The 14,210-nt window shown below is 70.0% G+C and carries 14 protein-coding genes; 8 read left to right on the top strand and 6 right to left on the bottom strand.

Annotated features, from left to right (window positions below; all coding sequences use genetic code 11):
* Nucleotides 1-339: 339 nt before the first annotated feature.
* A complete protein-coding gene (locus LPW41_RS04245; RefSeq protein ID WP_230704186.1) occupies nucleotides 340-2,808 on the top strand; it encodes a LuxR C-terminal-related transcriptional regulator in 2,469 nt (822 codons plus the stop codon).
* Here the strand turns inward: LPW41_RS04245 and LPW41_RS04240 are convergent.
* Together LPW41_RS04240 and LPW41_RS04235 are read right to left on the bottom strand one after the other, a co-directional pair.
* Nucleotides 2,786-2,998 (bottom strand): hypothetical protein, encoded by a 213-nt coding sequence (locus LPW41_RS04240; RefSeq protein WP_144829585.1) that lies wholly within the window; start codon nucleotides 2,996-2,998, stop codon nucleotides 2,786-2,788. The two genes, LPW41_RS04245 and LPW41_RS04240, sit on opposite strands and share 23 nt — an antisense overlap.
* Before the next feature lie 31 nt (nucleotides 2,999-3,029).
* Complete coding sequence (locus LPW41_RS04235; RefSeq protein WP_230704185.1) at nucleotides 3,030-3,716, bottom strand: DUF998 domain-containing protein; 687 nt, start codon at nucleotides 3,714-3,716, stop codon at nucleotides 3,030-3,032.
* Nucleotides 3,717-4,192: 476 nt separating this feature from the next.
* Between LPW41_RS04235 and LPW41_RS04230 the strand changes: the two genes are divergently transcribed.
* A complete protein-coding gene (locus LPW41_RS04230; protein WP_230704184.1) occupies nucleotides 4,193-4,411 on the top strand; it encodes a hypothetical protein in 219 nt (72 codons plus the stop codon).
* Between the two features lie 167 nt (nucleotides 4,412-4,578).
* Here LPW41_RS04230 and LPW41_RS04225 read toward each other — a convergent pair whose 3' ends face one another.
* Nucleotides 4,579-4,956, bottom strand: a complete 378-nt coding sequence (locus LPW41_RS04225) for a hypothetical protein (RefSeq protein ID WP_230704183.1) — start codon at nucleotides 4,954-4,956, stop codon at nucleotides 4,579-4,581.
* An 80-nt stretch (nucleotides 4,957-5,036) separates the two neighbouring features.
* Here LPW41_RS04225 and LPW41_RS04220 point away from each other — a divergent pair, with 80 nt between their 5' ends.
* Complete coding sequence (locus tag LPW41_RS04220) at nucleotides 5,037-5,627, top strand: MarR family winged helix-turn-helix transcriptional regulator (protein ID WP_144829597.1); 591 nt, start codon at nucleotides 5,037-5,039, stop codon at nucleotides 5,625-5,627.
* Nucleotides 5,628-5,650: 23 nt separating this feature from the next.
* Here the strand turns inward: LPW41_RS04220 and LPW41_RS04215 are convergent, their stop codons facing one another.
* Nucleotides 5,651-6,286, bottom strand: coding sequence for a triacylglycerol lipase (locus LPW41_RS04215; protein WP_230704182.1), 636 nt, complete (start codon nucleotides 6,284-6,286; stop codon nucleotides 5,651-5,653).
* Nucleotides 6,287-6,469: 183 nt separating this feature from the next.
* Between LPW41_RS04215 and LPW41_RS04210 the strand changes: the two genes are divergently transcribed.
* Together LPW41_RS04210 and LPW41_RS04205 are read left to right on the top strand one after the other, a co-directional pair.
* Complete coding sequence (locus LPW41_RS04210; protein ID WP_144829604.1) at nucleotides 6,470-6,715, top strand: hypothetical protein; 246 nt, start codon at nucleotides 6,470-6,472, stop codon at nucleotides 6,713-6,715.
* Entirely contained in the window at nucleotides 6,715-8,157 is a 1,443-nt protein-coding gene (locus LPW41_RS04205; protein WP_230704181.1) for a glycosyltransferase, read from the top strand. The genes LPW41_RS04210 and LPW41_RS04205 overlap by 1 nt, the downstream gene beginning before the upstream one ends.
* A gap of 152 nt (nucleotides 8,158-8,309) precedes the next feature.
* Here the strand turns inward: LPW41_RS04205 and LPW41_RS04200 are convergent, their stop codons facing one another.
* Both LPW41_RS04200 and LPW41_RS04195 read right to left on the bottom strand, forming a co-directional pair.
* Nucleotides 8,310-8,498 carry a hypothetical protein gene (locus tag LPW41_RS04200; RefSeq protein WP_230704180.1) on the bottom strand — a complete coding sequence of 63 codons (189 nt, stop codon included), beginning with the start codon at nucleotides 8,496-8,498 and terminating at the stop codon, nucleotides 8,310-8,312.
* A gap of 89 nt (nucleotides 8,499-8,587) precedes the next feature.
* Nucleotides 8,588-11,194, bottom strand: coding sequence for an MMPL family transporter (locus LPW41_RS04195; protein ID WP_230704179.1), 2,607 nt, complete (start codon nucleotides 11,192-11,194; stop codon nucleotides 8,588-8,590).
* A 117-nt stretch (nucleotides 11,195-11,311) separates the two neighbouring features.
* Between LPW41_RS04195 and LPW41_RS04190 the strand changes: the two genes are divergently transcribed.
* The 3 genes from LPW41_RS04190 (at nucleotide 11,312) to LPW41_RS04180 (ending at nucleotide 14,190) form a co-directional block, all read left to right on the top strand.
* The gene (locus LPW41_RS04190; protein ID WP_230704178.1) at nucleotides 11,312-11,884 is read left to right on the top strand and encodes a TetR/AcrR family transcriptional regulator; all 573 of its coding nucleotides are present in this window, start codon (nucleotides 11,312-11,314) and stop codon (nucleotides 11,882-11,884) included.
* A 202-nt stretch (nucleotides 11,885-12,086) separates the two neighbouring features.
* On the top strand, nucleotides 12,087-13,109 hold the full coding sequence (locus LPW41_RS04185) for a TerC family protein (RefSeq protein WP_230704177.1): 1,023 nt from the start codon (nucleotides 12,087-12,089) through the stop codon (nucleotides 13,107-13,109).
* 115 nt (nucleotides 13,110-13,224) lie between these two features.
* Nucleotides 13,225-14,190 (top strand): LLM class F420-dependent oxidoreductase, encoded by a 966-nt coding sequence (locus tag LPW41_RS04180; protein WP_144829621.1) that lies wholly within the window; start codon nucleotides 13,225-13,227, stop codon nucleotides 14,188-14,190.
* The last annotated feature ends 20 nt before the right edge of the window (nucleotides 14,191-14,210 follow it).

Raw genomic sequence — 14,210 nt, 5'->3', positions numbered from 1 at the left:
TAGGCACGAGTCCGAGATCTCTTCGCGCGCGCCTTCGCACCGCGGCGACGGGCGAAAGACGGCGCTCGCCGATCAGCCGCCTCGTCGGCGGAGCCGCGTTGACCGATAGGGTCCCGCGCTGCGAGGCACCGCCGACCCACCGGCCGGACCGCCGGAGGGTGAGAAAAAAGGGTGAAGAGCAGGGGGTGATGAGGGGATGACAAGGGGGATGAAAGATCGCCGTTTCGACGGATCGAATGCCGCATCACCCCGAAGATCATCTCGACACGCACGGCACACCGCCGCGTGGAGATCGCGCTCGCCCGAGAGCGCCGACGTCGCGACACTTTGGAGGTACTCATGCTGATCGATGTGGAGACAGCGCCCGATGGCATCCGTGCGATCCGCCGGACCAGCCGATTCTGGACGACGCGCCACGAGGCGATCGCCCGCGTGCGCGAGGCCATGTCGAGCGACGTCGTGCTCCTACGAGGTCCCGCCGGCGTCGGAAAGACCTCGCTGCTGCGCCAGTTCGCGGCCTCCATGGAGCACGACCCGGAGCGCGGCGTGCAGTTCATCGACGGCGGCGTGACGGGTGCGAAAGAACTCTCGCGCGTCCTCGACGCCTTCTCGGACGGACCGAGCCTGCACGTGCTGCTGATCGACAACTTCAACGAGGCCGAGGGACTCACGACCGACGACGTCCTCGCCCTCCTGCGCGCCGACACGGCCCTTCGCATCGTCGTCGCCACCCGCCAGGCGACAGGGCTCGAGAGCCCGCTGGTCGCTCTCGAGTTCGACGTGCAGGTCGTCCCCGCCCCGCACCTGCTGATGTCGCAGCAGGAGGTGGCGTCCGTCCTCGCACTCAACGGCGTCGAGAGCACAGAGGTGGGGGTCGAGACCCTCGTCGAGCGCACGCACGGCTGGCCGGCGCTGTGTCAGCTCGTCGCCGCCCGCCTCCGGCTCGAGGGCCTCCCGTTACGCACCCGAGACGAGGCCATCGTCGCGGCGGAGCACGCCGGGGCGACCTTGACGGCCGACATGGAGGAGCGCCTGTCGCAGGTCATCACCGACGAGGTCCGCCTTCTCGCGGTCGCCCCGTACGTCACCGTGCCCCTCGCGGACGCGCTGGGGATCGATCCGACGGTCGGCTCGGTCCGCCAGCTGTTGAGCGAACTGCAGAGCGCGGGGTTCATGTGGCCGAGCGCGACGCGCTTGACCCTCGCGGAGCCGGTCCGGGAGCAGTGGCTCCGCGACATCGGCACGCGCAAGCCCGAGCTCGTCAGCTCCGCCCAGTCGAAGCTGCTCGACCACCTCGTCCGCGGCGGCGAGCAAGTGCGAGCCGCGCAGATGGCAGCCGATGCCGAACGTTGGGAGATGCTCGCCTCGATCCTGCGGTCCTCCGGACCCGAGATCTGGGCGCGCGACAAGGCGGCCTTCTCCCGGCTGGTCGGAGTGCTGCGGACGACGGCGCCGCTGACTCCGCGGACCATGGACGCGTTGCTCGCCCTCGATCCGCAGACCGCCTGCTCGGCCGAGACCCCGACCGCCGCCGTCCGGGTGCTGACGCAGCTGCCCGACGCGAAGAGCGCCTCATCGACCGATGTCGAATCGCTCGTCCTCCGCGTCGGCATCCTGCAAGCGGCCGGCCGTTTCGCCCTCGCGACCGAAGCCGCCTCACTGCTCTCCGACGCGCTACGCCGGTCGTCGGAATCCGGTGCGGACGCGACCGCCGAGGGGTGGTACCAGGTGGCCATGACCTCGTTCGCGATGGGCAAGCTGCGCGATGCCGGTCTCGCGCTGGCCCAGTCCGAGCGGGTCGCTCCCCCCGCCCGCAAACTCCGCGCCCGGGGGGCCCGCGCGATCATCGCCCTGATGGAGGGCGACGTCGCCGAGGCTCGCAACATCGCGCGTCAGAGCGCCGAGGACGACTGGGCGGCTTCGCCCTGGGGGGAAGGAATGCGCATCGCGACCGCGTGGCTCCTCCTCGAAGAGGGCGACGCTCCCGCTGCGCGATCGATCCTCGACGACGTCAGCGCCACTGCGGGCGCGCGCGAGCTCTGGCCCTACGCCGCTGCCGTGCACGTGCAGTCCTACCTGCTGTCGGAGGCGGCGCCCGATGCTCTCGGTCTTTTGCGGTCGTGGACCGCACGCGCGCGCAGCACGCCGCCGTCGCACTTCCAGTCCACGCAGATCCTCACCGCGCGCGCCCGGGTGCTCATCGCGCTGCGCCAGGCGCGCAAAGCGCTGGCTCTGTTCGAAGGGCCCTTCGCCCTGTCGTCGACGACCGCTCCGGCGATCGCGCTCTCGCAGTTGTACGCCGGACGCGCCCACGAGGCCTTCGTGATGAGCGTGAAGTGGGGTCTGCACCATGAGCCGTCTCCCCGGGCCGCTCTGGAGAGCCTGGTGGTCAGCATCGTCGCCGACGTCCGCTTGAACGGCGTGGCCGCGCACCGCTCGGCCGTGCAGCGCGCCGAGGCGCTGAGCATGCGCTACGGCCTGTGGAGTCCGTGGAGTGCGGTCGCGCCGGAGGACCGAGCCCTCGTGCTGCGGATGCTGTCGCCGACGGCACGAGAGCAGGTGGAGAAGCGCGCCTCGTTCTTCGCCTCGTCGGTGAGCGTTCCGCACCTGACGCGTCGGGAGCAGGTCGTGCTGGCACAGCTGACGCCGACCTCGACGATCGCCGACATCGCCCGAGCGCTCGTGGTCTCGCCGAACACCGTCAAGACCCAGCTGCAGAGCCTCTACCGCAAGCTCGAGGTCTCCGACAGATCGAGCGCGATCCGCGCCGCGCACGCCTGGGGTCTCATCGAGACCGAGGTGGAGTGATCGCACGGTCGCGGCGCCGGCGACGCGCACGTCCGATGACGACGCGCGCGAGGACCAGCGCCGCAACCACGATCAGCACCCCCGGCACCGAGAGGGGAACGCCGGCACCGCGCAGCACCGCGAGGATGACCACGAGCGCGGCGAACGACAGCAGCCAGGTCAGCAGCCGTCGGAGTCGGTGAAGTCGCACGCGAGACACGGTAATCGCTCGGCGGACCGATTCAGACCGACGAGCCCCGGCGGACGGCCTGGCGATGGTCGGCGGCGACCTGCAGTCCGAATACACCGAACCAGGCGATCGCCAGGGTGGCAGCCGTGAACTCGAGGTTGCCGCCCAGCGCGGTGTCCCCCCGGAAGAGGGCGATCATCGCCCCGGTGAAAGCGGTGACGCCGACCGCGATGAGCGTGACCACGCTCGTCGCGCGCATCCACGGACGACGGCGGATCATCGCGACCTGCCCCATCGCGACGATCGCGAGCACGAATCCCAGCACGGCGAACGTGATGTGCAGGAGATCCTGAGGGAGCGAACCGGGAGTGAAGGGAACGGGACAGCCCGGCGAGCACGTGACCACGGAGGCGACGCCGAAGCAGAGCCCGCAGATCAGCAGGGTCGTCGCCACGGGCCACCCCACGACGTAGCCGACCGGCCGCGCAACGAGCGCGCGATCCACCAGCACCGCGGCCACGGCGAGCAGGAGCAGCGCGAGGTTGAACACCGGAGCCGTGGGCATCGCGGTCGCGCCCAACTGGCTGACGTATTGGACGCTCGGATCCCAAGCACGACACAACCAGATGAGGGCGGCACTGCCGAACGCGGCGGCAGCCCCCACATTCGCCAGCAGAGCGGGCCGATGGGGGGCGTCTCGACGGACTCCCGAGACGGGCCGCTCGACGGTTTCGGTCATGGGTCCTCCCGGGTGGCGCCCGGCCACACTATCGCTTCGCCCCGTTGCCCCGCCCCGCGTGGTGAGGTGTTCGGCCGTCAGGGTGATTTCCGGGCCTTTGGGCTTCAGTCTGCCCCCGCGACGTCGGATGCTTGGTTCAGCGGGCAGAGCGAACGCGGCGCATGCGAGCCGGGGGGCCGCAAACGCAAGATGCCGACGCTCTGCCCGCACCTTCTTCTTCGCAAGCGGCCCCGCCGACAGCGTCTGATGATCTCTGACGCATTGACGGGTGATAACGCTCGATCAGCCTCTCAGACCGTCTGCATCACGTGCGATGCTCGACCTCGAGCAGCGGCGCGAACGGTTCTCCCCCAGGTTCCCAACCCGCCGACCGGTTGCTCAGGGAGGCACGGTTTCGCGGTCACGGAACCCGAACGGCGAGACCGTGCCTCCGCTTCAGCGGCTCGCTAGGCTAGCGGCGAACCGGAGGGAGCCCGATGACGAAACGGTCGACGCAGCGCCCGGTGGCCGTTCTCCTGTGCGTCGCATCGGCGGCGGTGCTGGCCGCCCCGACGCTCCTCTTCCCGGCGGACTCCCCCACGGAGCCCAAGCTGGGCCTGCTCGCGATCGGCACGGTGCTCTTCGCGCTCGGGACGATTCGCATCCGCAGCGAGCACGCGCCTCCGCCGACTGACGGAGACGTCACCGGCGACTGAGCGCCTCGAGTTCCTCCGCGGTGACGATGGAGATCGGTTCGGTGGGGAGGTCCCACGTGGCAGGAGGGTTCATTGCTCTCTTTCTCGAAGACGTTGTTCAGTGTGCGCCCACGTAGCGAAGGAGACGGGACCACTCGCGGTCCCGACCGTCCGCTCCCTCGGCCCGCTCACGCCGCTCGAGCGAGCGAGCGCGCCGCCTTGCCGCCCTGCGAAGCAGGACGGGTGGCGGAGCCGGTCTGGGCCGGCTCGTCCATCGAGATGTCGAGGCTCAGCCCTCGCGAGGAGTTGGCGTCGTTCGCCATGCGCTTGAGGAGGTTCTGGTCGAGAGCCTCGGGCTGCTCGGAGTCGAACACGAACCGCAGCGGAATGGACGGCTGCAGCCAGATCGTCGATCGGCCGGCGGGCTCGTCGGCGCCGTGGATCCACGAGAGCGTGAAGCTCTCGCCACGTCGCAGTTTCGTGGCGACCACGACTTTGACGTGCGCCAACATGCGGTCGTCGATGCTGATCGGCTCGGTCGTCGTGCCGTAGTAGAGCTTCGCCATGATGTACCCCTCTGCTCGTTGCTCGTTTCAGAACTTACTAGTTAGACTAGCGAATAGGCAAGCGAGATATTAGGAACCAGATGACGAACGAAGATCCGTCACCGCCCTCGTACTGGTACAGCGAGAATCGCGAAGACGAGCGCGGGGCGCGCATCATGGAGGCCATGCGGTCGTACCGCGCGGCCGAGATGACGATGCGCCGACGCACGCAGGATTCGATGGCGATGGGCGAGAACGAACTGCTCGTCCTGCGCTTCCTCACGCGCGCGGCGAGCGCCCAGCGCGACGTGACCCCGATCGATCTCGCCCGTCACCTGGGCGTCTCCACGGCATCGGTCACCGCCCTCCTCGACCGCCTCGAGCGCTCCGGTCACCTGACGCGCCGGCCGCATCCCGTGGACCGTCGCAAGGTGCTCGTCTCGACGACCGCCCACGCGGATGACGAGATGCGCGAGACCCTCACCGCCATGCACGCCCGGATGATGCAGGCCACCCGCGGAATGACCGAGAGCGAGACAGAGGCAGTGACGGCGTTCCTCCGCCGCATGCGCTGCGCCGTCGCCGATCTGTGCGTCGACGCCGGCGACACGTGCTGCATGATCTCCCGGACTTCGTCCGCGGCATCCGACACCGTCTTCGCACCGCGCATCGCCCACCCCGACGCCGCCTGAGTGCCACCACGCGGCCGGGTGGGTCATTCCGCCACGCGGACGACCTCTTCCACCACGCGCGGGTCGGCGAGGACGCGGAAATGCCCGCCCGTGGACAGGGGCACGTTCCGCGCACCCGCCAGTTCGCTGCCTTCGGGGATGTGCGGGTCGAAGACGCCGTAGATCGAGACGATGCGCGCGTTGGCCTCGACGGCCGCGGACAGCGCCCGCATCGTCGCATCCCCCGACGCGAAGGCGCGCAAGGACGGCGTCGGCATGACCCTGCTGTAGCGCGAGCCCCCGAACGGGGTCGCGACGGCCACCATCGCCCTGACGCGGTCCCCGAGCGGGCTGAACGCCATCAGGTGCTTGCCGATGAGGCCCCCCTTGCTGTGCGCCACCAGCACGACGTCGTCGAGGCCCCTCGTCTCGAGCAGAGAGCCCAAGCGGCGAGCCTGCTCGGCGATCGGTCGGCGGTTGTCACCGAGCTCGGTCACCGCGTGCACGGGGTGGCCTCTGTCGTGCAGCACCCGGGCGAGGGGTTCGAGGAAGCGCCAGGTCTCGTAGATGCCCGGCAGCAGGACGATCGGCGTGCCTGTTCCGCTCGTCAACCCCTCGGGGAGCGACCGACCGAAGGCCGCCCGTCGCTGCGCGGCGAGCGCGTAGCCGTAGTCGCGCACCCACCATCTCAGGTTCCGCGCCCGGACACCGGGCGTCCTCGAGTCGCGTGGGGGCACGGCATCCGTCGACATCCGCCCATCCTCGCGGCCTCATCGCGAGCGCGGAGGTGGGTTGCTCCGCACAGGCCTCCGTGCGACGCAACCCCGGCGTTCGACCCGCCGCGGCCGCCGTAGGGTGTCGCCATGGAAACCTCGGACATCCGCTGGAACGAGCCGGCCCGCCAGAAGATCCTCGACGACGCCGACAAGGTGCTGCGCGAGGCCGTCGTCGCCGTGGCACGCGAGAGCGAGGGGATCTCGTCGGACGAGGCCTTCGCGCAGATCAACGCCCGGATCAAGGACCGCTTCATCGACTACGAGCCCGGCCCCGACATCCGCACCTACGCCGACGCGATCGCCGCCGGGGAGATCCCCACCCACGACGCGTGATGGCGCGCGGTTCCCTTCTCCCCGCCGGCCGGCAATTCGTTCTGACCTGGGGCGTACCACGCGAATACGGCGGCCTCACCGCGGCCCTGTTCCAACGCTCGCGGCTGTTCGCCGGGCTCGGCAGGACGGCGGTGCACGTCCTCACCTGCGACGATCGAGACGACCGGGTGGCGGTGACCGCCGAGCTCGCTCGTCGCGGAGCCCTCACCGACGGGGTGCGACTGACCAACCTGTGGGATTGGCTGCGCGAGAACGATCTGCGCGGTCGGGCCGTCGGCGCGGGGGCGGGTTTCTCCCCCCTCGGAGGCGACGCGGATGCCGAGTACTCCGGCGAGACGCTCGTGCGACGGATCCGCACCGATGCCCGCGGCGCCGTCGCGCAGATCGATCACCTGCGCCCGGACGGGACCCTCGCCGCGAGCGACCGGCGGGACGTCCCGCACGCGTCCGGACGCCGGCGTCGCGTGATCGTGACGTGCGACGCCACCGGCGCGCCTCGCTCGGCGTGGCGGGGGGTGCGGGAGCTCTACGCGGCGTGGCTCGACCGGCTCACCGCCGGCGAACCCTCCTTCCTGCTCGTCGACAGCAAGGCGATGGCGCGGTTCGCGGCGGGATACCGACGACCCGGCGTCACCGTGCTGCACGTGGTGCACGGCTCGCACCTCACCGACGACGGCACCTCGATCCGCCCCTCGCGCGCGGAGGTCTTCTCCCGCCTGAGCGCGTTCGACGCCGTCGTGTTCTGCACGGCACGCCAAGCGGGCGACGTCCGACGCGAGGTGGGGGTGCTCCCCCTGTTGGCCGCTGTTCCGCATCCGGTGGCGATCCCCGAGGCCGACCTCGTTCGGCCGCGATCGGGTGCGACGGTGATCGCTCGTCTCGAACCCATCAAGCGGGTGGAGGATGCGATCGAGGCCGTCGCGTGCGCCCGCGCCCGCCTCGACGATCTGACCCTCGACGTCTACGGCGACGGACCCGCGCGCCTCCCTCTCGAACAGCGCGCGGGCGAGGGCGTGCGCTTCCACGGCTTCCAGCCCGGGGCTCGAGACACCCTCGCGTCGACGGGGTTCCTCCTGCTGACCAGCCGCTCCGAGGCCTTCTCGCTCGTGGTCGCCGAGGCGATGGCGGCGGGCTGCCTCCCGATCGCGTACGACGTGGCGTACGGTCCCCGTGAGCTGATCGCTCACGGCAGCACGGGGTGGCTGGTGCCCCCGGGTGACGTGGACGCCCTCGCCGACGCCCTCGTCGCCGCCTCATCCCTCGACGCCGCCTCGCTGCAACGCATGCGGCGTCGTGCGCGTGATCGCGCCCGCGCCTACGACGAGAACGCGGTGCTCGCGCGCTGGGGTCTCACACTTCGGCGAGCCCGACGTCGGCACCGCCTGCGTCATTCGACCTGGCGTGTGCGCGAAACCCTTCGGCGCCGCCTTCGGATTGGCTGAATTCCCGCAGCGAGTCCGGTGGCCGGGCGTACTGTTTCTGTACCCGACCCCGGCATCGCCGGCGCGGATGACGCCTCATCTCGGCGTCCGCGACGACTCCCGCTCGTCGAGCCTGTCCCCCACCTGGCTCCGGACGGGGGTCGTCGTCCGGCTCAGCGGTCTTCGCCGTAGCCCTTGATGCTGCGCAGGTCGTCCTGCAGGTCCTGCTGGGCCGGGTCGTCGTCCTGCACCGCAGCGTCCGCGGCGCGCTGCTCGCGCGCGCCGTCCTTCTTCTCCTCCACACCGGCGTCGGTGGCGCCGTCCATGACGGGAGCGTCCTGGGTCTCTTCGCGATCGGTCATCGTCGTCCTCCTCGGTACGGGTCGTGCCCGAATCCTCCCCTCCGCGCGAGAGGATCGGCCGGGGCTTGCGCAGCCCCGGCCGAGAATGCTCAGACGCCGTGGTGCGACGGGTGCCGGCGCTCGAGCGCCGAGCCCTCCACGTCGACGTTCGGCACGATGCGGTCGAGCCATTTCGGCAGCCACCACGCCGCTCCGCCGAGCACGTGCATGATGGCCGGCATCAGCAGCATGCGCACGATGAAGGCGTCGAACAGCACGCCCAGGGCGAGCCCGAGCCCCATCGATTTGATGATGACCGAATCGGAGGCGATGAAGCCGGAGAACACCGCGATCATGATGATCGCCGCCGCGGCGACCACGGTGCGTCCGGCCCGGAAGCCCCGCGCGACCGCGAGCCGGGGAGCGGCGCCGTGCGCCCAGGCCTCGCGCATGCCGGTGGCGAGGAAGAGCTGGTAGTCCATCGCGAGCCCGAACAGGATGCCGACGAGGATCACCGGGAGGAAGCTCAGGATCGGGCCGGGGTTGTGGACTCCGAGCACCTCGCCGAGCCAGCCCCACTGGAAGACCGCGGTCACCGCGCCGTAGGTGGCGAACAGCGACAGCACGAATCCGAGGGTGGCGATCAGCGGCACCAGCAGCGAGCGGAACACCGCCACCATGATGAGGAACGACAACCCGACGACGACGACGAGGTAGATGGGCAGGACGTCGGCGAGCCCCTCGGAGATGTCGATGTTGATGGCCGCGGCCCCGGCCACCCCGAGCACGATGTCTCCATCGACCGGCGGGATGGCGCGCAGATCGCGCACGAGCCGATCGGTCGACACCGCATTGGGCCCCTCGGCGGGGATCACCTGGAAAGCGGCGAGACGGCGGTCCTCCGACACGGCGACGGGCGCCACGGCGACCACGTCGTCTTGAGCGAAGAGCTCGCGGGCGACGTCGAGCTGGATGCCCTGCACGTCGGCTTCGGCCGTGTCCGCCGGCAGCGCCGCGGTGACCAGCAGAGGAGCGTTCGCTCCGGCGCCGAACGCCTCTTCGGTCCAGGTGAAGGCCTGGTACGCCGTCGAGTCCTCCGCCTCCGAGCCGCCGTCGGGGAGTCCCAGACGCATCGACAGCGCGGGGATGGCGACCACGAGCAGGGCGAGGGTCGCGACGAGCATCGTGACGATCGCCCGCACGGTCGACATGGGCGCGACGGGGGCGCCGGCGGTGAGGATCGAACCGGTGCGGGCGGCGCGGCGCGGGTGCTCCTCGGCATCCGTCGGGGCGACTCCCGTGCGCGCGGCGCGGCGCGGGTGTTCGGCCGCGCCGAGCGCGGCGACACGGGCGCGGGCGCGACGGCTCAGGATCCGCAGCCCCGCAAGACCCAGCAGCGCGGGGGTGAGCGAGACCGCGATGAGGACCGCGACCAGGACGCTGACCGCACCCGCGGTGCCCATCAGCCCCAGGAACGGAATGCCGGTGATGTTCAAGGCCAGCAACGCCACGATGACCGTCGTGCCGGCGAAGACCACGGCGTTGCCCGCGGTGCCGTTCGCGAGGCCGATCGACTCGACGACGTCCGCCCCCTGCAGGACCTGCCGGCGGTGCCGGTAGAGGATGAACAGCGCATAGTCGATGCCGACGGCGAGACCGAGCATGACTCCGAGGATGGGGGTGACGGATGCCATCTGCACGACACCCGAGAACGACAGGGTCGCCATGGCACCGATGGCCACACCCACGAGCGCCGTGATGATCGGGAAGGACGCCGCCAGCAGCGAGCCCAGCACGACGATCAGCACGATGGCGGCGACCGCGACACCGATCGCCTCGCCGACGCCGAGGATCTCGGGCACCCCCTGCGAGATCTCGGTGTTGAACGCGACGTCGACGCCGTCGACCGGGTCCGAGGTGAAGTGGGCGACGACCGCCTGCTTCGATTCCTCCGAGAGCTCGAGCCGGGGCTCGCTGAAGGACACGTTGACGATGGCCGTCGAGCCGTCCTCGGACACCAGTCGCACGGCATCCGCGAATGCGAGAAGCTCCGAGCCCTGGTCGAGCTGGGTCTGCTGCGCCTCGAGCTGCGCCTGCCCGTCCGTCAGCTGCGTCTGCTGGTCGCCGAGCGCAGCGCGCTGCTGGTCGAGCTGGCTCTGCTGCGCGGAGAGCGCCGACAGCTGCGCGGCCTTCTGCGCCTCGGGCAGGGGCGCCGCCTCGAGCTGCGCACGAGCCGCGTCGAGCTGCTGCTGGCCCGCGTCGAGCTGAGCGGTGCCGGCGTCGAGCTGCTGCTGCCCCGAGGCGAGCTGCGCGCGCGCCGCGTCGAGCTGCTGAGTCCCGTCGGCGACCTGCTGCCGCTGATCGTCGAGCTGCTGCTGCGCCGAGAACGGATCGGTCACGCGCGCCACGTCGGGGAGGTCGCCCGCGGAGGCGACCAGAGCGCTGATGGCGCTCTTCTGCGCGTCGTCGAGGGCTGACCCGTTGTCGGTGCGGAACACGACCGCTCCCGCTGCGCCGGCGAAGTCGGGCAGCTCGCCTTCGAGTTCGGCGATCACGTCTCCGGATGCCGTGCCGGGGATGTCGAAGCTCGAGCTCAGCCCCTTGAATCCGATCAGGAAGCCGCCGACGACGACGCCGAGGATGACCACCCAGGCCACGACGACCGTCCACGCGCGCCGAGCGGCGAAGGTCCCGAGACGGTGCAGAAATTCGGCCATGCGGTGTTCCTCTCGTGCGGTGCGCACGCAGGAGCACCGTCGGCTCCGACCAGTGCGGATAAGATAACACGCACCGTCTCGTCTCGATTCGGCTCGACATCGTCCAGAATGTGTGTCATGGCACTTCCGCGCAGTGGCCCCATCCGCAGCGAAGCCGCGCGCCTGGCCATCCTCGACGCGGCCGTCGCCCTGTTCGCCGAGCGCGGCTACGACCACCTGACGATCGAGGGAATCGCCCGTCGCGCCGGCGTGGGAAAGCAGACGATCTACCGCTGGTGGCCGAGCAAGGGCGACGTGCTCGCCGAAGCGATCCTCGAGGGCCGCCTGCTCGGCCCCCAGCGCGCGATCCCCGACACCGGCGACCCGCGCGCCGACCTGGCCGCGTGGCTGATCGAGATCTTCACCCTGCGCGCGAGCGCCGACGGAGAAGGACTGCTGCGCTCCCTCGTCGCCGCCTCCGCCGGCAGCGCCGAAACCGGTCGGCGCCTGCGATCCGAGATCCTGGCCGCGCCGCTGATGGACCGCTTGTCACGAGCGATGGGCGACGCCGGGGGCCCGCGTCTCGCGGCGGCCGCCGACGCTCTCCTCGGTGCGGTGATCCTGCGCGCGCTGAGCCGTGAGCACTTCGACTCCGCCGACATGCTGGCGCTGGTCGATGTCGTCGCCGGCCCGCCCCCCGCGCTGAGCTGATTACCACGACGGGACTCTCAGCGTCCAGCCCCGCAGCGCACAGCGGCATCCCGTACAATCTCTCTCAACAAGGGGAGTACTCCCACCGCGACGATCTCGTCAATACGGACCACGCCATCGTGAGCCCGGGACGTCGGCCCTCTCACCGGGGCGGAAGAGACCTTGGTGTCTTGTCGTACACCTATTTCCCTTGGAGGTCGCCATGGGCGTCACCCCCCTCATCTGGATCGTCACGATCGCGGTCACGATCGCGTTCTTCGTGTTCGAGTTCTTCGCGCACGTGCGCAAGCCGCACGAGCCGACGATCGGCGAATCCGCCCGCTGGTCGGCCTTCTACATCGGGCTCGCGCTGCTGTTCGGCGTCGGCATCGGCGTCGTGTCGGGCTGGACCTACGGCGGTGAGTACTTCGCCGGGTACCTGACCGAGAAGGCGCTGTCGATCGACAACCTCTTCGTCTTCCTCATCATCATGACCGGCTTCGCCGTGCCGAAGAAGTATCAGCAGAAGGTGCTGATGGTCGGCATCGTGATCGCGCTGATCATGCGCGGCGCGTTCATCGCCGTCGGCGCCGCCCTCATCGAGAACTTTTCGTGGATCTTCTACATCTTCGGTGCCCTGCTGCTGGTCCTGGCCTACCGCCAGGCCTTCGCCCACGGCGAGAGCGACCCGGCCAACGGCAAGTTCATGACCTTCGTCCGCCGCGTCCTCCCCGTCACCGAGGAGTACAACGAAGACAAGCTGACGGTGAAGAAGGACGGCAAGCGCTTCGTCACCCCGATGCTGCTGGTCATCATCGCGATCGGCTTCATCGACCTCGTCTTCGCCGTCGACTCGATCCCCGCGATCTACGGCCTGACGAACGAGGCGTACATCGTCTTCACCGCCAACGCCTTCGCCCTGATGGGCCTGCGTCAGCTGTACTTCCTCATCGGCGGCCTGCTCGAGCGCCTGGTCTACCTCGCTCAGGGCCTCGCTGTCATCCTCGCCTTCATCGGCGTCAAGCTCGTGTTCCACGCCCTGCACGTCAACGAGCTGCCCTTCATCAACGGCGGCGAGCCGCTGCTGTGGGTGCCCGAGATCCCCATCTGGTTCTCGCTGTTGTTCATCGCCGCGACCGTCGCCGTCGCCACGATCGCGAGCCTGCGCAAGACCCGCAACGACGACAAGAAGAAGGAACGCGAGACCTTCGACGGCGAGAAGGTCATCCACGCCCCCGAGGACTGACCCTTCGACGACGGGCCCGCGGCAGCCGCCGCGGGCCCGTCGTCGTTCCCTGCCGCATCCGAGGTGTCGGCGCAACCCCGGCGATCCCCCTCGAGATCGCACCTACCGTGGCCGCATGACGCGATTCGGCTACACCCTCATGACCGAGCAGAGCGGCCCGAAGGCCCTCGTTGACTATGCCGTCGGCGCCGAACGCGCCGGCTACGACTTCCTCGTCTCCAGCGATCACTATTCGCCGTGGCTCACCAGCCAGGGGCACGCCCCGTACGCGTGGACGGTTCTCGGCGCGGTCGCTCAGGCGACCACCGATGTCGAACTCATGACCTATGTCACCTGCCCGACGATCCGGTATCACCCGGCCGTCGTCGCTCAGAAGGCAGCCACCCTGCAGTTGCTCTCCGACGGGCGCTTCACGCTCGGCCTCGGTTCGGGTGAGAACCTGAACGAGCACGTGGTCGGAGAGGGATGGCCCGCGGTGCACGCGCGCCAGGACATGCTCGTCGAGGCGATCGAGATCATCCGCGCCCTGCACACGGGCGACCTCGTGACGTACGACGGAGAGTACTTCCGCGTCGACTCCGCTCGCGTCTGGGACGCCCCCGAAGGCGGGGTCCCGATCGGCGTCGCGGTGTCGGGCGAGCACTCCATCAAGCGATTCGCCCCGCTGGGCGACCACCTCATCACCACCGAACCCGAAGCCGACCTCATCGCCGGCTGGGACGAGCACCACGAGGGCGAGTCCCGCAAGATCGGGCAGATCCCCATCAGTTGGGACCCGGACAAGGGAGCCGCGATCGAGCGCGCGCACGACCAGTTCCGGTGGTTCGCCGGTGGATGGGCCGTCAACTCCGACCTGCCGACCCCGGCCGGATTCGCGGGGGCGTCGCAGTTCGTGCGCCCGGAGGACGTCGCCGATTCCATCGCGTGCGGCCCCGATCTCGACGAGCTCGCCGAGAGCGTGCGCCCGTTCATCGACGCCGGCTTCACCGACATCGCCATCGTGCAGGTCGGCGACGCGCAGCAGCAGCGGTTCGTCGACGAGGTCGCCGCTCCCCTGTTGGAGAAGCTCCGCGCCCTTTGATCCCCCGGATCGACCCGTCG

Source organism: Microbacterium sp. JC 701 (genome assembly GCF_021026215.1).
Lineage (GTDB): Bacteria > Actinomycetota > Actinomycetes > Actinomycetales > Microbacteriaceae > Microbacterium > Microbacterium algihabitans.
The sequence above is the reverse complement of the archived record's forward strand: the minus strand, read 5'-3'. Positions and strand labels throughout refer to the sequence as shown.